Genomic DNA, 20,652 nt, shown 5'->3' on the forward strand with positions numbered 1-20,652 from the left:
CGGCCCATCGAGTCGGTCGTCCCTGAAGAAAGGTTTTCTAATGCGGCAGAGATTTGTCACCCGTCTCCTTTCGAGCGCAGCCCTGGCGGCGGTCCTTTCGCTCGGCGGTATTGGCGGCGTGAATGCCGAAGACGCGGTAGCAGACGATGCCGCCCCGGCCGTGACTTTCGATCCGGACAGCGTTTCCACCTTCTCCGGCGCTTTCCTGGCTGCCCGCACGGCCGATGTGGACCACGACTACCCGACGGCGATCGAGCTCTACAAGAAGGCCCTGCAGATCGAGCCGGGCAATCCGGAAATCCGCCAGCGCCTGATGATCTCGCTGCTGCTCAACGGCGATATCAAGGACGGCGTGAAATATGCCAACGACCTGAAGGGCGACCCGACCGTCGAGCGTATCACCACGATCGTGCGCGGCATGGACGCGATGCGCCGCGGCGACTTCAAGACGGCGGAATCGATCCTGAAATATGACGGGCCGAACGATCTCGACCGCATGATGAACGACCTCCTGCTCGCCTGGGCGCGCGTCGGCGCCGGCCGCGGCAAGGAAGGGCTTGCCATGGTCGAGAAGATGAAGGGACCGGATTGGGTCCGCATCTTCCGGAACTACAATGCCGGTGCGATCGCCATCGTCAACGGCGACATCAAATCCGCCCGCCAGCACCTGAACGATGCCGTGCTGGACAAGGAAGGCGGCGCCACCGCTCCCGATACGTTCATGCGTGCCATCATGGCGCTCGCCCGTCTCGAAGCCTCGCAGGGCAACAAGCAGAAGGCGCTCGACGCCGTCTCGGTCGGCGACAACCTGCTGCCGAACTACGCCCCGCTGAATGCGCTGCGCGACAGTATCGAAAAGGGCGAGAAGCAGGAACAGCAGGTCAAGAGCGCCGAAGAGGGGGCGGCCGGCGTGCTGTTCTCGGTCGGCGGCGCGCTGAACCGCGACGGCGCCGAAGATATCGTCTCGCTGTATCTGCAGACGGCCAATGCGCTCGATCCGAACAGCGCCGATACGCTGGTGCTGCTCGGCGGCATTGCCGAAAAGCAGAACCAGATGGACCGGGCGATTGCGCTTTACCAGAAGGTGCCGGCCAATTCGCCGATGCGCCGCATTTCCGAACTGCAGCTGGGTCTTGCGCTTGCGCAGGGCGGCAAGGTGGAGGAGGCCCGCAAGCATCTGCAGGCGCTGATCGCCTCCGACCCGAAGGACATCAGAAGCTACCTCGCCTATGGCAGCGTTCTGTCCGACGCCAAGGACTATCAGGCGATGGCCGACAATTACGACAAGGCCGTCGAGATCATCGGCCCGTTCCCCGGCCGTGCCGACTGGAGCGTCTTCTTCCAGCGCGGCATCGCCTATGAGCGGCTGAAGAAGTGGGACCAGGCGGAGCCGAATTTCCGCAAGGCGCTCGACCTCAATCCCGACCAGCCGCAGGTTCTGAACTATCTCGGCTATTCCTGGATCGACATGAACCGCAATCTCGACGAAGGCCTTGAGATGATCAAGAAGGCCGTCGAGCTGCGTCCCGACGACGGCTACATCATCGACTCGCTCGGCTGGGCCTATTTCCGCCTCAACCGCTACGACGATGCCGTCGACGAGCTGGAGCACGCAGCCCAGATCAAGGCCGGCGATGCGACGATCAACGACCATCTGGGCGACGCCTACTGGCGTGTCGGCCGCAAGCTGGAAGCCGTCTATCAGTGGAACCGGGCGCTCGCCTCCGAGCCCGAGGCATCCGAGATCCCGAAGATCAAGGAAAAGGTCGCCAACGGCCTGCCCGCGCAGGACGACGATGCCAAGACCGTCGACAAGAAGCAGCCGGACCCGCAGCCGGTGACGCCGCCGCCGGTCGACAAGAAATCCTGATTCCATGCCTGAAACGGGCATTTCCCTTTTCGGGGCCGGCGACTTCGCCGTTACCGAGGACGCCTGCGCAAAAATCAATCTGGCCCTGCATGTGACGGGCCAGAGGCCGGACGGCTATCACCTTCTCGAAATGCTGGTGACATTTGCCCGCCACGGCGACCGGCTGGGCTTTGCACCTGCCGATGCCGACGATTTCACGATTTCCGGCCAGTTCGCCGATGTGCTGGCCGACGATCCCGGCACCAATCTGGTGCTGAAGGCGCGCGACCTGCTGCGCGAGGCGGCAGGCGGAGCGCCAGCCGTACGCATCCATCTGGAAAAGAACCTGCCGGTTGCTTCAGGCATCGGGGGCGGCTCTGCCGATGCGGCAGCGACGCTGCGCGGACTGATGTGCCTGTGGGGCGTAAGACTTGCCGCCGAGACCCTTGCCGCGCTTGCGCTGAAGCTTGGGGCGGACGTGCCGATGTGCCTGAAAAGCACGCCGCTGATCGCCCGCGGTATCGGCGAGGAGATAGAGGCGGCCGATGCCCTGCCCTCCTTCGCCATGGTGCTCGCCAATCCGCTGAAGGGCGTTTCGACGCCCGAGATTTTCCGGCGCCTCGCCACCAAGAACAATCCTCCGCTGGTCCTGATGAAGACGCCGCACTGGATGGAAGTCATCCGGGCGACACGTAACGATCTCGAACCACCGGCGCGCGAGCTGGTGCCGGAAATCGGCGAGATTTCCAACATGCTCGCGGCGGAAGGCGCGCAATTCACCCGCATGTCCGGCTCCGGCGCGACGTGCTTCGGCATTTTCGAGACGCCCGTTGCTGCGCTGCGTGCCGCCGAGCGTCTTCACGCCGCCCGCCCGGACTGGTATTTCCAGGCGACGGAGACGTTTGCTGGAGGTGCATGATGGCAGGCCTGGACGAAAAACGGGCGTTTATACCGCTCGGCATCGCGGTTCTGACCGTTTCGGACACACGCACGCTGGAAGACGACAAATCCGGCGATACGCTGGCAGCCCGGATTGCCGAGGCGGGACATCAGCTGATCGACCGCGACATCGTGCCCGACGACCGCGAGAGGATCGCCGCACGCGTGCGCGCCTGGACGGAAGCCAAGGAGATCGACGTCGTCATCACCACCGGCGGGACAGGCTTTACCGGCCGCGACGTGACGCCTGACGCACTGGAGCCGCTCTTCGAAAAGCGGATGGACGGGTTTTCGGCCGTGTTCCACCGTATTTCCTACGACAAGATCGGCACCTCGACGATCCAGTCGCGCGCGACGGCAGGCATCGTGAACGCTACCTTCGTCTTCGTGCTGCCGGGCTCGCCCGGTGCCTGCAAGGATGCATGGGACGGCATTTTGAAGGCGCAGCTCGACTATCGCCACATGCCCTGCAATTTCGTGGAGATCATGCCGCGGCTGGACGAGCACCTCAAACGCGGCGCGACGAAACAGATGTGAAACCTCATCAGCGGCATTGCCTATGTCGCAAGGCCGGGCAGGGTGGGCATCGTTTCCCAGCTCTCCCCGGACAGCAGCACGCAGCTTACGCCGTTTACATTCGTGACGATGAGCGTCCAGGTGCCACTCTTGGCGGCATAAACCTCAAGAATGGCGTTCTGGTTGATCAGTCCGACTGCCGTGAGCTTTTCAGCAAAGTTGCTGTCCAGGAATTTGACGATCTCGGATCGGCCTGCGCAACTGCGCATCATCTGCGATGCTGCCGGATGCGGATGCGCGATCACCAATGTCGACAACAGGACGGCCAGCAGACCGTGAACCATATTGCGTAGCATGACGCACCTCCTTTCGCCGGAAACCCGGCAGAAGAGGAGATTTTCGCCGACCTGTTCTGCCGTTCACCGGCATTCCATGGCGATCCGCTGCGAAGCGCGGCGCTTCGACGGCGCCATGGCCAATTATAGCGCGAAATTTGATTGGGCGCCATCTTTGCGCAGTGTCGCCGAACGATGCGGCCGCTAGAGCAATTCCAGCAAAAGCGGGAACCGGCCTTGCGTTCGGAATTGCATAGAGAACAATGAGCCAAGCATTGAAGGCCACTCCGTTTTCGCCGGAAATGCCTTAGCGCGCGGCGCGGGCGACCCAGGAGGGAATCAATTCGCTGGAGAGCTGGCGCGGCTTCTGTGCCTTGACGAATTCGGCAAGGCGCATGCCGCTCTTGGCCGCCGAAATGGCGAGTTTCTTCGGCATGAGCAGGCCGAGTTCCAGGGGCGGCCTGGCGCGGCCGACGCGCTGGAGAAAGGGGCGCCGATAGCCGCGCGAGGCGGTGAAGCGCGCGGGAACCTTGTTCAAGGCCACATATTCCGAGACCTCGTCGATCCAGCCCGCCTGCGGCCTTGCCCCCGGCTCGACGAAAAGCAGCCATTCGCCGCGGGCGGACCGGATGATGTCCTTGATATCCCATTGCGAATGGAACCGGCAGCCGGCAGCATCCGCCACCCGCGCGGTGCCGTCGCGCGAGCCGTGATCGAGCACGACCACATCGCTGACGAGACCTTCCACGGCGCCTGCCACCAGTGCGGATAAAGTCTGGGCCAGTTCAGGTTCCTGATCCTGGCATTCGAGAACAACGGTCAACATTGCCTGTTTATAGAGCGTCGCTCAAAATTTTGCCAGCGCCACTTTCCTTATTTTGTTCTTGCAATGTTCTGGTTTTGCGGATAGGAATTTAATCATCGAACCGAGCGGGATCGAGCCTCTTCCGCCGCTGGAGAATCCGATGAGACCACAGTCCCTTGCAGGGCAGGCCGCATTTGCGCCTGCCAATACGGCAGATATTGCCGACGCGATGATCGCGGCCTCGGGGCTGCGCATAGAAGTCGACCGGCGGCGCGGCCGCGGCGCGGGGCTGAACCCGAGCGGCCGCTTCGAGCCGACGCAGCGTGAGACCTTCGACGACGGCTGGCAGACGCTCGAGGAACTACCGCCTTTCAAGACGGACGTGCAGATCGAGAAGCCGCGCACGGCCATTACCCGCAACGAGTCTCCCGATCTCTCCTTCGACCGCTCGATCAATCCCTATCGCGGCTGCGAGCATGGCTGCATCTACTGTTTTGCCCGGCCGACCCATGCCTATATGGGGCTATCGGCGGGGCTCGATTTCGAAAGCAAGCTCTTTGCCAAGCCGGATGCGCCGAGACTTCTGGAGCGCGAGCTTGCCAAGCCCGGCTACAAGGTGCGCGTCATCGCGATCGGCACCAATACCGACCCCTACCAGCCGATCGAGAAGGAGTGGCGCGTCATGCGGCAATTGCTTGAGGTGCTGAACAAGGCCAACCACCCGGTTGCGATCGTCACCAAATCGGCAATGATCCTGCGCGATCTCGATATCCTCACGGAGATGGCGGCGAAGAACCTCGTGCGTGTCGGCATTTCGGTGACGACGCTCGACCGGAAACTCGCGCGCCTCATGGAGCCGCGGGCCTCGACCCCGACGCGCAGGCTGGAGGCGATCCGCGGGCTTTCCGAGGCCGGCATACGCACAACGGTCATGGCGGCGCCGGTTATTCCCGCGCTCAACGATCACGAGCTGGAGCGCATCCTCGAGGCCGCCAAGGCTGCGGGTGCCGAAGAGGCAAGCTATGTGCTGCTGCGGCTGCCGCTGGAAGTCAGCCCGCTCTTTCGCGACTGGCTGCTGCAGAACTATCCCGATCGTTATCGCCATGTCATGTCGCTGGTGCGCTCGATGCGCGGCGGCAAGGATTACGATGCCGAATTCGGCAAGCGCATGAAGGGTGCGGGACCTTATGCCTGGCAGATCGCCCGCCGCTTCGAAATGGCGGCAAAGCGGCTGGGGCTGACGCGCCGGGGCCTTGCCCTGCGCGACGACCTCTTCGTGCCGCCCGGCGGCAGCGGCGTGCAGCTGTCGCTGCTTTGACTGATTGTTTTCAGGTCGTTCCGGACAAAGGCGGTTACGCGTTTTTGCTGGAATTGCTTGTCTGTTTACGCAATTCCGGACGCAAAACCGCTGCGCACTTTTGCTGGAATTGCTTGTGAGCTTGCGTAAGGCGTGAAGAAGACCTGCCCTGCGTCTTCTGCCTTGCGCAATTCCCGCGGATGGCCCTGACCGCACCATCCGCCGGACAGCCCCCGGCCGTCGCCGCCCTGATCCGGGGGCTTGCAGGAAATCGGGTTGGCGTGCGAGGTTCAACCGCATGAAACGTCGCACGTCACCCGATTCTCCTCTGCTTTTCGAAGAGGTTCCGCTCGTGCCGGATTTCCGGCTGGAGCTGAAGGCCCGCAAGGCCGGCCACTGGCCTGTCGCCGGCGCCGATGAGGCCGGGCGCGGGCCGCTTGCCGGCCCTGTCGTTGCCGCCGCGGTGATCCTTGATCCCAAACGCATTCCCGAGGGCCTGAACGATTCCAAGCAGCTTTCGGCGCAGAAGCGCGAAGAGCTGTTCGTGCAGATTCTTGCGACGGCCACGGTTTCCATCGCCTCCTCCAGCTCCACACGCATCGACGAAACCGATATCCGCAAGGCGAGCCTCGACGCCATGCGCCGCGCGATCTGTGGCCTCTCCGTGCCGGCGCAATATGTGCTGACGGACGGGCTGGACGTGCCCACCGGGCTTGCATGTCCGGGCCAGGCCGTGGTCAAGGGCGACGCGCGCTCGGTGTCGATCGCCGCCGCTTCCATCGTGGCGAAGGTGACGCGCGATCGGATGATGGCGCGGGCACATCTCGTGTTCCCGCAATACGGTTTTGCCGCCCATGCCGGCTATGGCACGGCGCAGCATCGTTCCGGCATCGAGCGGCACGGGCCGTGCTCGCTGCACCGCATGAGCTTCCGGCCGCTGCGCAAGGATGGCGTCGAGCTCGGGGCGAACGAGGAGATGCTCGGCGAATAGTCAAGCCGCAGCCTTCTCATCGTTTCCTTCTTGCGGCGAGCAGGAAGAGAACCTCACAGCTGCGATTTCTGGCAGCCGACGTTTTGGCGGCGACTTTCACGGCGTGGCTCCGTCGCGCGCAGCCGGCCGCAATGCGCTGCGTTATGATCCACCGATACATCAAAAACAAAAAGCCCCGACGGAGCGGGGCTTTTCAATTCCATCGGGCTGAAGCTCAGTTCAGGCGCGTCTTTACTTCGCCGACAGCCTTGCCGAAAAGTTCGGACTGGATCTTGGCATCGGCCTGCTTGCCGATGACGGATTCGGCGGCGGCGATGGCAAGATCGACGGCAGCGGAGCGAACGGCCTTCATTGCGTCGGCTTCGGCCTGCTTGATCTTCTGTTCCGACAGGGCCGTGCGGTTGGCGACGAATTCTTCCGTCTTCTTCTTCGCTTCGGCGGTCAGCATTTCGGCTTCGCGTTCGGCAGCGGCAACGATATGCGCGGCTTCGGCTTCGGCTTCCTTGCGCTTGCGCTGGTATTCAGCGAGCAGGTGCTGGGCTTCCTCGCGCAGACGCTTGGCTTCCGCCAGCTCGTTGCGGATCTGATCGGCGCGGTCGTCGAGCGACTTCGCCATCATGCCCGGGACCTTCAGGTAGACCATCAGGGCCAGAAAGATAACGAGGCCGACGAAGGCGAAGAAAGTTGCGTCAAATGCAAATTCCATCGATCAAGCCTCCTTCTTGGCTGCAGCAACGGCAGCGGCGACGTCAGCCTGGGCGGCGGAGCCGCCGATGAGCTGTTCGACCACGGCAGCCGCGGTTTCCTCGGCAATGGCGCCGACATCGGCGAACGCCTTGGCCTTGACATCGGCGATGCGGCTTTCGGCAGCCTTCAGCTTTTCAGCCAGGCTTGCCTCGATCGTGCGGCGGTCGGCTTCTGCCTTCACCTTTGCGGCATCGCGAGCGGCAGTGCCGATCGAATTTGCCTTGGCGCGGGCGGCGGCGAGTTCGGCTTCATAGGTCGCGACGGCAGCGTCAGCCTCGGACTTCAGACGACCGGCTTCTTCGACGTCCTGCGAGATGCGGTTGTGGCGCTGCTCGAGGATGGTGCCGATACGCGGGGCGATGACCTTTTGCATGAGCAGGTAGAAGATGACGAACGTGATCGCCAGCCACAGAAGCTGGGATGCGTAGGTCGACGAATCGAAAGGCGGGAAAGGTCCGCGCGCGTGCTCGCCTTCGGCGACGCCGGTCTCGGTATGGACCTCGCCGGCAGCCGGAGCGGCATGCGCATCCGTCGCGGTTCCCGCCGGGACCTCTTCAGCGTAGGCCGGGGTCACAAAGTACATGCTCACCTCCAGGTGTACTGCAAATGCAAAGGATCACGGCTCGCTGTTCGCAGGCCGTGATCCATAAATCCACCGATATCAGACGGCGAAGAGCAGGAGGAGAGCAACGAGCAGCGAGAAGATGCCCAGAGCTTCCGTAACGGCGAAGCCGAATACCAGACGGCCGAACTGGCTGTCAGCAGCAGACGGATTGCGCAGAGCGCCGGAGAGGTAGCTGCCGAAGATGTTGCCGAGGCCGAGAGCCGTACCGGCCATACCAAAGCAAGCCAGACCTGCACCGATGAACTTTGCTGCTTCCGCTTCCATGTTGAACTCCTTTGAAATGGTTGTTGCGGCGAATGACTGACGCCCTTTGACGTCGATGTCGTTATCCTTAGTGCCCGCCCGGATGGATCGCGTCATTGAGGTACATGCAAGTCAGCACCGCAAAGACGTAAGCCTGGAGGAAGGCGACGAGGAACTCGAGACCGGTCAGGGCGACGGTCATGATGAGAGGAAGAACGGCTCCGCCGACACCGACTGCACCGAGGGCTCCAAGCGAGGCGACGAAGCCTGCGAACACCTTCAGCGTGATGTGACCGGCGAGCATGTTTGCGAAAAGTCGAACAGAGAGCGAAATCGGGCGGGACAGGAAGGAAATGATCTCGATCGCCACGACCAGCGGCAGCAGAATGCCCGGCACGCCCGAGGGCACGAAGACATTCAGGAAGTGGAAGCCGTGCTTGTAGAAGCCGTAGACGAGAACCGTGCCGATGACGAGGATCGCCAGCGCGAAGGTAACGATGATCTGGCTGGTAATCGTGAAGAAATAAGGGAACATGCCGAGCAGGTTTGCCGTCAGCACGAACATGAAAAGCGAGAAGACCAGCGGGAAGAACTTCATCCCCTTGGTTCCCGCGCCTTCCTTCAGCATGCCGGCAATGAACTCGTAGGACATTTCGGCGAGCGACTGCGAGCGGCCGGGAACGACGGCGCGGGCCGAAGTCGCGAAATACAGGAAACCGGCGGCGACAGCGGCCGAAGCGACCATGAAGAGCGATGCATTGGTGAACGAGAAATCAATCCCGCCGATCTCGATCGGCACAATCTTGAAGATCTGGAACTGATGAGTCGGATCGTTTGACACCGGTTGCTCTCTCTCTTTGGCCCGTCCAAGGGACGGAAATTGCACTGGACCGGAACGGTCCCTATTTCTCGGGCGTCCTGCGGTCCAGCGGTTGGGCGACCTTGCCCGCGGCGCGCAGAACATTCAGAACGCCGGCACAGAATCCAAGAAGCAGAAGAACAATCAAACCCCAAGGCGCCGTGCCGACAAAACGGTCGAAGAGATAGCCGAGCACAGCACCGACAACGATGGCGGAAATGAATTCGCTCGAGAGCTTCATCGCCTGGGCATAACCTTTACGGCTCTGCTCGGCAGTGGCCTCCCGCGCCTCTTCCTTCCTGTCATCGGCGCGCTTGGAGGCGAGTTCCGCTTCCAGCTGCCGACGGCGCTGCTCAAGACTTTCTTCGCGGTCATCCGCCATCGTGCTCTCCTCCGCTTCCGTCGCCCGCAATCCCGCTACCCCGGTTTTCCGGACCACGGACGCAAAGGTTAAAGAACCTTCCGGCCCGTTCTGAAGTCGCGCGCAACATAGTTTTAGGGATTAGCATAGTCAAGGCGTAGACAGCTTGTGTCCAGCCATAAAATAACCACAAAAAATCAAATATTTAAGCGAAATTTGGCCACTCGGACCCGATTTCGCCGAAAGAATCCGCTTTCGAACGGAGCCAGGCGGCGAAAAATCCGCAATCTGCGGCCTTTTCGTCCAAAGCCTGTCGCGATCCTTCCGATCCGCGTGCCACGCTTCAGGCTCTCGCCCTATGCCTCAGCTCCAGCCGCCGCCATAGGTACGGTAGAAGACGTGCATGCCGATGCGGCCGACCTTTTCCATTGTCCTGGCCCAGTTCGGACGGACATAGACGGCGTGGTAATGTGTGGCCGAGCCGACCTGCGGCAGCCAGATCTTGCCGGCGGTGACGGCCATCGCCACATCGCGGGCCACGCGCCAGTGATATTGCGAATTCACACGGTCCTTGATGTTGTCGCAGGCGAAGGAAAACTGGCAGCGGTTGCGCCAGTCCTCGTTCTGGTAGACGACGCCGCAGATGGTCTTGGGATAGGCCGGGTTGCGGACGCGGTTGAGGATGACCTGGGCAACGGCCGCCTGCCCTTTGACGGATTCGCCGCGCGCCTCGAAATAGATGCCTGAGGCCAGGCACTGCTGCTCGCGGGCGGAAAAGACGCTGGCCGGCAGAATGCTGGCGGCCCAGGCATGGTCCTTCGGGCCGATCTGCGGCACGAAACGGCCCTCATCCTTGTCGGTCAGGATCGAATCGAAGGGCGACTGGCGGGAATAGTCGGGCGCGGCGGGCGCATAGGCCGTTGCCAGCACATCCGCCTTGCTGTTGGTCACGAGGCTTGCCAGCATTGCCGGCATGGCATTGTCCCTCTGCGGGGCCGGCTGCGTCTTGTAGAAGGCGGTGGCGATCTCGATTTCCTTGCCCTTGATCGTCGGCTTCACGAAGGCGGACTTGTCCTTGAGGTCGAAGACCGGGCGGAAGAGGAGCCTGGTGCGCTCGAGAATGGAACCGGCCGAGAAATCCTTCGGCGGCTGCACCCTTTCGACGGCGACGACGCGGCCTTTCTTGGCATCGCGATTGACGCGGTCCTCGTCGGGTGTCGTCTCATGGCCCTTCTCGCCGGCGACGAAAGCAACCTTGCGACCGTCGGGCAGCACCATGCCGGCACCTGAGGCGATCGAGCCGGTAACGGTCGGGTCGGCAAAGGCAAGTTCGGCCTGGTGGACGGAGCCTGCGGGAGAATTGGTCAGAACCATGCGCCAGCTTTCCCCCTCGCGGTCGAGGCCGGCCAGCATGGTGGCAAGATCGGCATGGGAAGCGACGCTCGGGAAGATCAGCCATCCGGCCACGCCGAAGATCGCGGGAGAGACCCAGTTCTGGGGCAAGAGACGCAGCTTGCTGCGGGAACGGCCATTTCGACGCAACGCGGACTCCGGGCATGGGACGCAGGAACAGTCCCAAGAAAATCCCGCATTAACCTTGATAGCTGGTTAACGCGCTGTGCCGGAATATGCCCATGAGGATTTTTGCATGTTCTAATGCTGCCGGGATTTTCGGGGGATGCGGGTTCACTCGACGAAAAGACCCCTCCCCACAGGTGGGAGGGGTTTGGGGCGGGGTCTTTGCAAGGGAGCGAAGGAGCGCCGGCGCTAGATAAAGAGAGCGACGCAAGCGCGCGCCCCATCCATCAAATAATCACATGCGAGCCCAGTTCCACCACGCGGTTGGCCGGCAGGCGGAAGTAGTCGGAGGGGTTGGCTGCGGCGTTGGCGAGCGCGATGTAGAGACGGTCCTGCCAATAGGGCATGCCCGATTTGGCATCGGGCACCAGCTTGCGGCGGCCGAGATAGAAGGAGGTCGTCATGATATCGAACTTCAGGCCGGTCTTGCGCAAGGTCGCCAGCGCCTGCGAGACGTTCTGCGATTCCATGAAGCCGAAGAGCAGTTCCACGCGGGAGAAGCGCTCGGAGATCTGCTCGACCTTGTAGCGCTCCTGCGGCGAGACGCGCGGCTTGTTGACGGTGCGGATCGTCAGGATGACGTTGCGGTCATGGAGCACATGATTGTGCTTGAGATTGTGCAGCAGGGCGGCGGGTGCGGAATCCGGATCGCTGGTCAGGAAGATCGCGGTGCCGGGAACATGGGCCGGCGAATGCTCGCTCTTGCGCTCGATGGAGCTGACGAAAGAGGCAAGCGGAATATCGGTATGGCGGGTCTTTTCCGTCAGGATCGCCGTGCCGCGGCGCCAGGTCCACATGATCACCGTGAAGGCGGTGGCGATCAGGATCGGGATATAGCCGCCGTCATGGATCTTCAGCAGGTTGGCGCCGAAGAAGATCAGTTCGAGGATGACCAGCGGCAGCAGGGCGATGATGGCAACCGGAAGCGACCAGTTCCAGCGGGCGCGGACGAATTCGAAGGCCATGATCGAGGTGACGACCATGGCGCCCGTGACCGAGATGCCATACGCGGTGGCCAGCGCATCCGAGGTCTTGAAGCCGAGCACGAGGAAGATGACGCCGAAAAACAGCACCGCATTGACCGAAGGCACGAAAATCTGCCCGGTATTGGTCTCGGACGTGAAGAGAATTTCCATGCGCGGCAGGAAGCCGAGGTTGATCCCCTGGCGCACGAGCGAGAAAGCGCCCGTTATCACGGCCTGGCTGGCGATGATGGTGGCGGCGGTCGCGAGAATGACGACCGGCAGCAGCGCCCATTTCGGATACATGAGATAGAAGGGATCGGACATGGTCAGCGGATTGCCGAGAACCAGCGCACCCTGCCCGAGATAGTTCAGCGTCAGCGACGGGAAGACCAGCAGAAACCAGGCCCACTGGATCGGGCGGCGGCCGAAATGCCCGAGATCGGCATAAAGCGCTTCCGCACCCGTTACCGTCAGGAAGACGGCGCCGAGGACGACGATGCCGTAAAAACCCTCATGCAGCAGGAAACTGACGGCATAATAGGGATTGAAGGCGGCCAGGATGCCGAAGTCATCCGAAATATGGGCGATACCGGCGGCGGCCATGACCAGGAACCAGAGGGCCGTGATCGGGCCGAAAAAGCGGGCGACCGCGCCCGTGCCATGCGACTGCACGACAAAGAGCAGCGCCAGGATCGCCACCGATATGGGCACGATATAATCCGACAGGCTCGGGGTCACGAGCTTGAGGCCCTCGACGGCCGAAAGCACTGACAGCGCCGGGGTGATCATCGCATCGCCGAGAAAGAGCGCGGCCCCCATCAGGCCGAGCAGCATGAGCAGCGCGGTGTGGCCGTTGGCGGTCTTCATCAGGAGCGCCAGCAGCGACAGCGTGCCGCCTTCGCCGTCGTTGTCGGCGCGCAGCAGGAAGAGCACGTATTTGATGGTGACGATGATGGTCAGCGCCCAGATCATCAGGGAAATAAGGCTGATGACCTCGAAACGGGTAAGACCGTCATGGGCGACGGGCTTCAGCGCTTCGCGAAAGGCGTAAAGCGGGCTCGTGCCGATATCCCCGTAAACGACACCCACGGAGCCTAGCGCAAGATAAAAGAGCTTGCGCGGCGTGAGGTTGCGTTCTTGAGAATGGCTTTCTTCAGACATGAAGCAATTACAGGCTCCTCAGAGCCAGCCTTTCCAGCGGAAAAAGAAGAAGGGAATAACGGCGGAGACGACCATCAGGGCGATCGAGGACGGGTAGCCCCCGATCCAGTGAAGCTCCGGCATGAATTCGAAATTCATGCCATAGATGGAGGCAACCAGTGTCGGCGGCAAGAAGACGACCGAAGCGATCGAAAAAATCTTGATGATGGCGTTCTGCTCGATGTTGATGAGGCCGAGCGAGGCGTCGAGCAGGAAGGTGATGTTGCCGGCGACGAAGGAGGCGTGTTCCGAAAGGGACTGGATATCGCGCGAGATCGTCCGGCAGAGTTCCTTGGTCTCCTGATCGTTCTGCACGACAGGGATCGTATAGAAGAAGGTGAGAAGGCGAGAGAGCGAGCCGAGGCTGTCGCGCAGCTTGCTGATCATGCGGTGATGACCGGCAATGTCCTTCAGTTTCTCTTCCAGATAGTTCGACGGCTTGCGCACCTTCTTGGCGCGGTCGCCGAAGACGTGGACGGACAGGATATCCAGGCGGGACACCGACATTTCCAGAACTTCGGCCGTGCGGTCGACGATCGTTTCCAGGAGCTTGGTCAGGAGGGCGGCACCGCTGCGCCACTGTTCCGGCACGCGGTGCAGGGCGGCGATGAAGAGCGCGAAGGATTTCGGATGGGCGTAGCGGATCGTCACCAGCCTGTTGCCGGCAAGGATGAAGGCCACATCCGTCAGCGTCGGCGCTTCCGTTTCCGCTTTCCAGATCAGCGAAGCGGTCATGTATACGGCGTCGTTTTCGACATAGAGGCGGGCGGAGGGCTCGATGGCGCGCAGATCGTCCCGGGTCGGCACTTCGATGCCAAGGATCTTTTCGACATGGAGTTCCTCCTCGCGAGTCGGCTCGACCATGTCGATCCATACCACATCCGCAGGAAACTCCGGAGGGTTTGCAAGGTCACGGATCTCGACCGACTTGCAGTTGGAACAATATGCGGTAATCACTGCCCGCATCTCCGGCGCGGCGCGCGCCCAGCCGTTCTCGAGCTTTTCATCGAAAGCCTTTCCATGCGGTCGCGAGCGCGGCGACGCCAGAGGCGCTCGTCATCGAGCGTAACGGAAGCGGATAAAGAAAGTTCATACAACTCCGGCCATATCCGGCCTTCCCGGCCAGGCTGCTCCACCGCATCGCAGTCACCAATCCTTCGATCGACAAGTCAACTCCGAACATGCAGAGAGGCCGGAACCTTCAGTCACAGGCGGCCATCATAGAGCATTCGCAGACGCGCCATCATGACGCCGGCGCGCATATGAAGCAAAGCCGGAAAATAATCAAGACATCTTACGTGAACTGCGCCCTTTCATCCCATTTCGCCCACAATTCGGCGCAACGGGCCAGGCGATTCGTCATTCGAAGACGATCGCGGGCGCTTCGCGTTGCGGCGTCTCGCCCACCTGCTCCCACACCTTTGCGGCAATGGCGCGGTAGATGCCGGCCACGATGCCGTTCGGATCGGAAGCGACCAGCGGCGTTCCGGCGTCCGAGGTTTCGCGAATGTTCATGGTCAGCGGCACTTCGCCGAGGAAGGGCACGCCGATGCGCTCGGCCTCCTTGCGGGCGCCGCCATGGCCGAAGATGTCGTAGCGCGTGCCGGTATCGGGCGCGACGAAATAGCTCATGTTCTCGACGATGCCGAGAACCGGCACCTCGACCTTGCGGAACATGTTGAGACCCTTGCGGGCGTCGATCAGCGCCAGGTCCTGCGGCGTGGAGACGATGACGGCGCCGGCAAGCGGCACCTGCTGGGCCATGGTCAGCTGGGCGTCGCCCGTGCCGGGCGGCATGTCGACGACGAGAACGTCAAGCTCGCCCCAGGCGACTTCGCGCAGCATCTGCAGGAGGGCGGACTGAACCATCGGTCCGCGCCAGATCATCGCCGTCTCCTCATCGACGAGGAAGCCCATGGACATGACTTTGAGGCCGTAATTCTCCATGGGGTTGATGATGCGCCCGTCGATCTGGGTCGGGCGTCCGGAAATCTTCAGGAGACGCGGCATGGAGGGGCCATAGATGTCAGCATCGAGAATGCCGACGCGCAGGCCGTTGGCCTGCAGGCCGAGCGCCAGGTTGACGGCCGTGGTCGACTTGCCGACGCCGCCCTTGCCCGAAGCGACGGCGATGATGGCGCCGATGCCGGGGACGCCGATCTTGCCGGCGCGCGGCTGCTGCGGCGCATGGGAATGGCCGTGATGACCGTGGTCGTGCTGTGGCGCAGGACGTGCGGCAGGTGCGTTGGCGGCAGCCTTCTTGTCTGCCGTCAGGGCCACGAGCGCGCCTTTCACGCCCGGCATTTCCTTGATCACGCGCTCGGCAGCGAGCCGCATCGGCTCCAGCTCCTTGGCGCGCTCGGCCGGCACGGTGATGGAGAAATAGACTTTGCCATCGGAGATGAAGACGTCGGAGACCATGCCGAGTTCGACGATATTGTGCTCCAGATCCGGCCCGCGCACGGTCTTCAGCGTTTCCAGAACCTGTTCCTTGGTGACTTCGGTCATTCCGCCCTCACTGCTTTTTCGTCTCCAGTAGATAGTGGAGGCCGGCAGCTTCGCCAAACAAAATCGGGCGGCAGGCGCATCTCACGTCAAGGGAAAGGCGGCGCGTTCTCACTCCGTTGCGGCCATCAAGTCCGCCGGGCTTTCGCCCTGATGGCCGCAACGGACTCCCCGAGAACCGGCGCAATTCGGGGCGAAGTAGAGCAAGCGGCGAAAAAGGCCAGAAAAAAAATGGAAAGAAACCGTCCCGTTTCGGAACAGGGCAGAAGGCGGTTGCCGAAACGCAACAACCGCCGCCGATATCGGAACGCCGGGAGAAAAGCGGCGCGATATCAGGCGGCGGCGTGTCGGTCGCGCCATTGGCTGGCGCTGTTTTCAAAGTCCCCTCTGGACCTCTGCCGATTACAATGCAGGAAGCGTGCCAACTCACAAATTTGCCGAAAAAGGATGACAATTGCCAATTCCGCCAAGCTCTGAACGAACCGGCGCTCAGAGAATAAGCAACCTGGAAGCGTCTGGCGCTATTTTAGGCTGCACGTTCTGCCGGATCGGCGCCCTATTTGATGAGGCCGATGCGCAGCGCCTTGGCAACCGCCTGCGTGCGGTTGACCGTATCCAGCTTCTTGGTGGCGCGGTTCAGGTAGTGGTTGACCGTGTGTTCGGAGAGATCGAGGATTTCGGCGATCTCGGCGCTGGTCTTGCCGGCGGCCGTCCAGTTCAGGCAATCGATCTCGCGGTCGGTCAGCGTATCGGTCATGCGCGTGTCGAGATTGCGGATCTCGGCCAGACGGTCGAACACATGGATGGAGATGTAGCTGAGTTCACGCATCTCGGTCGGGCTAAAAGGCTCGCGATCGCCGGCAAACGAGACCGCCCCGCGCGCGCCCGACGGTTCGTGCGTCGGAAAATAGGCGCAGCGCATCATCTTGAAGCGTTCGAAAAGGGCTGCGACGACACCGGTCCTCCCGTCGTCGCGCGGCCAGTTGGCCCGCGACGTATCGTGGAAGAACGGCAGGGTGGAGGTGCGCAGCCGCCGCAGGACCGGGCTGTTCACCATCAATCCCTCCTGATCGTAGATGGACAGCAGCTCGGCGGGCCAGCTGGTGATGATCGTATTGCCCTGAAGGTCGAAGGACGTGATCGGCGGCAGGTTCAAGACCATGAAGGCCCGGCTGCGATAGGCCTCCGTCACCCGCTTCATGAAGCGGAAAATGTCGAACTGCGTCTTTAGGCTGGCGACCTCCTGGACATAGGCGTCTTCCACTGACGTTTGCGGTAAGCTTGCCATCACATTTCTTCGCCTTCAAAACGGGCGTTGGGTAAACCGCTTGCGGTCTGTCCAAAACGGCTCAGATACGGGGCGGGTTACACAACGCTCGTCAAATCAATAGGATTCAGCTTTCGCGTGTAGCGTACAGCCGGTGGATAGTTGATGATTTCGCGGACGACACTAGTAGGCGTGATTCGCCGTCAAATCTCAATAACGCACTCATCATAAGCATGCTATGTATACGACGTCCAGCAACGAGCGCGGTCAAATCGATTTCAACGCCGCGGTCCGAGGCGGATTCGCATCTCGTCCATGATTTTCCGCGCCGTCACCTGAACCGGAACGGCCCATTGCTGGAGAAGCTCCATCGACAGCCGGTACGCCGGGCCGGTGACGGAAACGCCGCCGATGAAGGAGCGGTCGTCCGACCAGATGGGGGCGGCGACACAGCGGATGCCCGCCTCGTGCTCTTCGCGGTCGAAGGCGTGACCGGCGGCCGCGATCTCGCCGATCTCCGCCAGCAGGCTTTCGACGCCGGCATGGGTGGCGGCGGTAAAGCGGTTGAAATGCAGGCCGGGCAGCAGTTCTTCGAGCCTGTCCGGCGGCAGCACGGAAAGGGCGGCCTTGCCGACACCCGTGCAATAACAGGGCGAGGCATTGCCGATCTGTGAATACATGCGCACCGGCTGGTGCCCCTCGACCTTGTCGAGATAGATGATCGAGGCGCCGCGCAGCACGCCGAGATGGACGGTCTCTCCCGTCTCCCGATGCAGGGCTGCGAGATGCGGGGCGGCAATCAGGCGGAATTCGTTGCGCGCCCAGCTTCGCGAGGCGAAATCCAGCAGCCGAAGACCCGGCGCATAACGGCCCTCGGCGTCAAGCTCGAGCAGCCCTTCCTCCACGAGATGGCCGAGCTGCCGGTGCAGCGTGCCGCGCGGCTGATTGGCAAGCGCAAGGATATCGGTGAAACGCAGGGGTATTTCGGCATGGGTGACGAGATCGAGCAGCACCATGAGCTTGCCGAGCGTGCCGGTGTCACGCGGTCTGCCCGCGTCGCGCAGCACGCCCTCGTCATCTGCCTGTGCCATGCTGTCGCCGATGGAGCCCATTGCCTTTCATACCCTTGACAGGGAAGGCAGCCTAATCCGATAATTCCATATAGTCAAATTAAGTTCCACATAATGGAACAGACAGTCCGCCGGGAGGAGAGACTATGAGCGTCATGTCTGCACAATTTCCCGAATTCAGGGACCGGACGGTGCTGGTGAGCGGCGGCGGTTCGGGCATCGGCGCTGCCATCGTCGAAGGTTTCGCGAGGCAGGGTGCAAAGGTCTCCTTTCTCGACGTTGCCGAGGGCGAGAGCCTTGACCTGGTGCAACGCCTGGCCGGAGAGACGGCGCATCCGGTCAGCTTCCATCATACCGATCTGCGCGATATCGACGCCGTCAGGCGAACGGTGAACGCGGTTGTCGAAAAGTCCGGGCCGATCCGGGTGCTCGTCAACAATGCCGCCTGGGACGACCGGCACGAATTCGACGATGTGACCGAGGACTATTGGGACAACAACCAGGCGGTCAACCTGCGCCACGTCTTCTTCACTTCACAGGCTGCTGCGCCTTCGATGCGGGCAGCCGGCGGCGGGGCGATCATCAACATGTCGTCGATCGCCTTCAAGCTGAACATGGGCGTCTTTCCCGCCTATGCTGCTGCCAAGGCGGCCGTCATCGGCCTGACGAAGAGCATGGCCGGACGGCTTGGGCCCGAGAATATCCGCGTCAACTGCATCCTGCCGGGCATGGTTGTGACCGAGCGGCAGATGAAGCTGTGGCTGACGGAGGAAAGCATTGCCCGCTCCGTGCAGCGGCAGTGCCTGAAGATCGTCCTGAAGGCGGACGCGATCGTCGGTCCGGCCCTTTTTCTTGCATCCGACTGCGCCGCCGGCATGACCGCGCAGTCCCTAATCGTCGATGGAGGCGTTCTCTGATGGCAAATCCCGCTTATGTCGCGGTGGACTGGGGCACCAGCAGCTTCCGTCTCTGGCTTGTCGGTGCCGACGGCAATGTTCTTGCCGAGCGGCGCAGCGGCGAAGGCATGACGACGGCCGCCAGAACAGGCTTTTCCGAGGTACTTTCAGCACATCTCGCAGCCGTCGAAGCGCCTGATAACCTGCCGGTTATCGTCTGCGGCATGGCCGGAGCGCGGCAGGGCTGGGTGGAAGCCGGTTATATCGACGTGCCGGCGTCTCTGTCCTCGATCCTGACCGGGGCCGTTTCGGTGCCCGGCGAAAGCCGCGACGTGCGCATCCTGCCGGGCCTCGCCCAGCGCGATGCGGCCACTCCCGATGTCATACGCGGCGAAGAAACGCAGCTTCTCGGCGCGCTCGGGCCTGAGAGCAAGGGTACGCAAGCCGTCTGCATGCCCGGCACGCATTCCAAATGGGTGCATGTCAGCGACGGCAGGGTCACCGGCTTTTCCACCTTCATGACCGGCGAACTGTTCGACGCCATCAGCAAACACACGATCCTCACGCATGCGGTTGCCGGCGCCGAGGACCAGCCGGCAGACGCAGCCGCCTTCGAGGCTGCTGTCGACGCCGCCTTCAGGCGGCCGGCGCTCGCGTCAAACCTGCTTTTCACTGCCCGTTCCGGCCAGCTCCTGCACGGTATTTCGGCTGCCGCGGCGCAAGCCAAGCTCTCCGGCACGCTGATCGGCCTCGAAATCGCCGGCGCGTTGCAGGATGCCGGCAAGGATACGGCCGTTACGCTGGTGGCTTCCGGGCGGCTGCAGGCGCTTTACGAGCAGGCGTTCGGCACGCTCTCCCTCTCCTTCACCGCCATCGATGCCGATGCCGCCGTTCGCGGCGGGCTTTCGGCCGCTGCAAGAGCCATCTGGCCGAACTGAACCATCCGGCCGAACCGAGAAAGATATTTTCCATGAACCGTATCCCCTTCCCCGACATGAAGCGTCCGCTGATTGCCATTCTGCGCGGCATCAAGCCCGCCGAAACCGAAGCCGTGGTCGGCGCGCTGATCGAAAACGGCCTGACGGCGATCGAAATCCCGCTCAACTCGCCGGAACCGTTCAAATCCATCGAGATCGCGGCGAAGATGGCGCCCGGCAACGTGCTGATCGGCGCCGGCACCGTGCTGACCACCGAAGCGGTCGACAGCCTCGACGCGGCCGGCGGCAAGCTGCTGGTGACGCCGAACGTGGAACCCGACGTCATTATCCGCGCACGCGACTACGGCATGGTGACGATGCCCGGCGTCTTCACGCCGACCGAAGCGCTGCAGGCGGCCCGCGCGGGCGCGACCGGCCTCAAGTTCTTCCCGGCGAGCGTTCTTGGACCATCCGGCATCACCGCGATCCGCGCCATCCTGCCGCCGGAACTGGTGATTGCGGCGGTCGGCGGCGTATCGGACAAGAACTTCTCCGACTATACCAAGGCCGGCATTTTCGCCTTCGGCCTCGGCACCAGCATCTACAAGCCGGGAATGACCGCCGCGGAGGTTGCCGAGCGCGCCAAGGCGACCATCTTAGCCTATGACGCAGCCATAGGAGCATAGG

At 62.3% G+C, this 20,652-nt stretch carries 21 protein-coding genes; 8 read left to right on the forward strand and 13 right to left on the reverse strand.

Going from position 1 to position 20,652, the window contains the following annotated elements:
- Window positions 1-40: 40 nt before the first annotated feature.
- Genes ACU8HS_RS04890 through moaB form a run of 3 tightly spaced genes read left to right on the forward strand, consistent with a single transcriptional unit; the run spans window position 41 to window position 3,325 of the window.
- Window positions 41-1,870 (forward strand): tetratricopeptide repeat protein, encoded by a 1,830-nt coding sequence (locus tag ACU8HS_RS04890; protein WP_447015496.1) that lies wholly within the window; start codon window positions 41-43, stop codon window positions 1,868-1,870.
- A gap of 4 nt (window positions 1,871-1,874) precedes the next feature.
- On the forward strand, window positions 1,875-2,768 hold the full coding sequence (locus tag ACU8HS_RS04895) for a 4-(cytidine 5'-diphospho)-2-C-methyl-D-erythritol kinase (RefSeq protein ID WP_447015497.1): 894 nt from the start codon (window positions 1,875-1,877) through the stop codon (window positions 2,766-2,768).
- Window positions 2,768-3,325 (forward strand): molybdenum cofactor biosynthesis protein B, encoded by a 558-nt coding sequence (gene moaB / locus ACU8HS_RS04900; RefSeq protein WP_447015881.1) that lies wholly within the window; start codon window positions 2,768-2,770, stop codon window positions 3,323-3,325. Before ACU8HS_RS04895 ends, moaB begins: the two co-directional genes overlap by 1 nt.
- A gap of 20 nt (window positions 3,326-3,345) precedes the next feature.
- Here the strand turns inward: moaB and ACU8HS_RS04905 are convergent, their stop codons facing one another.
- The gene (locus ACU8HS_RS04905; RefSeq protein ID WP_112572834.1) at window positions 3,346-3,660 is read right to left on the reverse strand and encodes a hypothetical protein; all 315 of its coding nucleotides are present in this window, start codon (window positions 3,658-3,660) and stop codon (window positions 3,346-3,348) included.
- 286 nt (window positions 3,661-3,946) lie between these two features.
- On the reverse strand, window positions 3,947-4,465 hold the full coding sequence (locus ACU8HS_RS04910; protein WP_112572836.1) for a glycosyl transferase: 519 nt from the start codon (window positions 4,463-4,465) through the stop codon (window positions 3,947-3,949).
- A gap of 139 nt (window positions 4,466-4,604) precedes the next feature.
- Here ACU8HS_RS04910 and ACU8HS_RS04915 point away from each other — a divergent pair, with 139 nt between their 5' ends.
- Window positions 4,605-5,762: a PA0069 family radical SAM protein gene (locus tag ACU8HS_RS04915; RefSeq protein WP_447015498.1), complete on the forward strand. Its 1,158-nt coding sequence runs from the start codon at window positions 4,605-4,607 to the stop codon at window positions 5,760-5,762.
- Between the two features lie 277 nt (window positions 5,763-6,039).
- Window positions 6,040-6,732: a ribonuclease HII gene (locus tag ACU8HS_RS04920; RefSeq protein ID WP_112757265.1), complete on the forward strand. Its 693-nt coding sequence runs from the start codon at window positions 6,040-6,042 to the stop codon at window positions 6,730-6,732.
- Between the two features lie 214 nt (window positions 6,733-6,946).
- On the opposite strand, the gene ACU8HS_RS04925 is transcribed toward ACU8HS_RS04920, so the two are convergent.
- From ACU8HS_RS04925 to ACU8HS_RS04975, 11 genes are all read right to left on the reverse strand, one after another.
- The gene (locus ACU8HS_RS04925; protein WP_112572842.1) at window positions 6,947-7,438 is read right to left on the reverse strand and encodes a F0F1 ATP synthase subunit B; all 492 of its coding nucleotides are present in this window, start codon (window positions 7,436-7,438) and stop codon (window positions 6,947-6,949) included.
- A 3-nt stretch (window positions 7,439-7,441) separates the two neighbouring features.
- Entirely contained in the window at window positions 7,442-8,062 is a 621-nt protein-coding gene (locus ACU8HS_RS04930; RefSeq protein ID WP_112572843.1) for a F0F1 ATP synthase subunit B, read from the reverse strand.
- Window positions 8,063-8,140: 78 nt separating this feature from the next.
- Window positions 8,141-8,368: a F0F1 ATP synthase subunit C gene (locus tag ACU8HS_RS04935; protein ID WP_003588243.1), complete on the reverse strand. Its 228-nt coding sequence runs from the start codon at window positions 8,366-8,368 to the stop codon at window positions 8,141-8,143.
- 67 nt (window positions 8,369-8,435) lie between these two features.
- Window positions 8,436-9,188: a F0F1 ATP synthase subunit A gene (locus ACU8HS_RS04940; protein WP_112572845.1), complete on the reverse strand. Its 753-nt coding sequence runs from the start codon at window positions 9,186-9,188 to the stop codon at window positions 8,436-8,438.
- A 61-nt stretch (window positions 9,189-9,249) separates the two neighbouring features.
- On the reverse strand, window positions 9,250-9,588 hold the full coding sequence (locus ACU8HS_RS04945; RefSeq protein WP_447015499.1) for an AtpZ/AtpI family protein: 339 nt from the start codon (window positions 9,586-9,588) through the stop codon (window positions 9,250-9,252).
- A gap of 342 nt (window positions 9,589-9,930) precedes the next feature.
- Window positions 9,931-11,109, reverse strand: coding sequence for a cell wall hydrolase (locus ACU8HS_RS04950; protein WP_112757267.1), 1,179 nt, complete (start codon window positions 11,107-11,109; stop codon window positions 9,931-9,933).
- 263 nt (window positions 11,110-11,372) lie between these two features.
- Complete coding sequence (locus tag ACU8HS_RS04955; RefSeq protein ID WP_112706369.1) at window positions 11,373-13,271, reverse strand: potassium transporter Kup; 1,899 nt, start codon at window positions 13,269-13,271, stop codon at window positions 11,373-11,375.
- Between the two features lie 18 nt (window positions 13,272-13,289).
- A complete protein-coding gene (locus ACU8HS_RS04960; RefSeq protein ID WP_112706384.1) occupies window positions 13,290-14,267 on the reverse strand; it encodes a magnesium transporter CorA family protein in 978 nt (325 codons plus the stop codon).
- 402 nt (window positions 14,268-14,669) lie between these two features.
- Window positions 14,670-15,818, reverse strand: a complete 1,149-nt coding sequence (locus tag ACU8HS_RS04965) for an Mrp/NBP35 family ATP-binding protein (RefSeq protein WP_112706368.1) — start codon at window positions 15,816-15,818, stop codon at window positions 14,670-14,672.
- Between the two features lie 553 nt (window positions 15,819-16,371).
- Window positions 16,372-17,103 carry a helix-turn-helix transcriptional regulator gene (locus ACU8HS_RS04970; protein ID WP_112572855.1) on the reverse strand — a complete coding sequence of 244 codons (732 nt, stop codon included), beginning with the start codon at window positions 17,101-17,103 and terminating at the stop codon, window positions 16,372-16,374.
- Between the two features lie 257 nt (window positions 17,104-17,360).
- Window positions 17,361-18,173 (reverse strand): IclR family transcriptional regulator, encoded by an 813-nt coding sequence (locus tag ACU8HS_RS04975; protein WP_112759463.1) that lies wholly within the window; start codon window positions 18,171-18,173, stop codon window positions 17,361-17,363.
- Between the two features lie 125 nt (window positions 18,174-18,298).
- On the opposite strand from ACU8HS_RS04975, the gene ACU8HS_RS04980 reads away from it, so the two are divergent.
- Genes ACU8HS_RS04980 through ACU8HS_RS04990 form a run of 3 tightly spaced genes read left to right on the forward strand, consistent with a single transcriptional unit; the run spans window position 18,299 to window position 20,651 of the window.
- Window positions 18,299-19,069 carry an SDR family oxidoreductase gene (locus ACU8HS_RS04980; protein ID WP_112706366.1) on the forward strand — a complete coding sequence of 257 codons (771 nt, stop codon included), beginning with the start codon at window positions 18,299-18,301 and terminating at the stop codon, window positions 19,067-19,069.
- A complete protein-coding gene (locus tag ACU8HS_RS04985) occupies window positions 19,069-19,986 on the forward strand; it encodes a 2-dehydro-3-deoxygalactonokinase (protein ID WP_447015500.1) in 918 nt (305 codons plus the stop codon). The genes ACU8HS_RS04980 and ACU8HS_RS04985 overlap by 1 nt, the downstream gene beginning before the upstream one ends.
- Window positions 19,987-20,018: 32 nt before the next feature.
- Entirely contained in the window at window positions 20,019-20,651 is a 633-nt protein-coding gene (locus tag ACU8HS_RS04990; protein ID WP_112759461.1) for a 2-dehydro-3-deoxy-6-phosphogalactonate aldolase, read from the forward strand.
- Window position 20,652 lies beyond the last annotated feature (1 nt).

It is taken from the genome of Rhizobium sp. KDH_Rht_773_N, assembly GCF_052946295.1.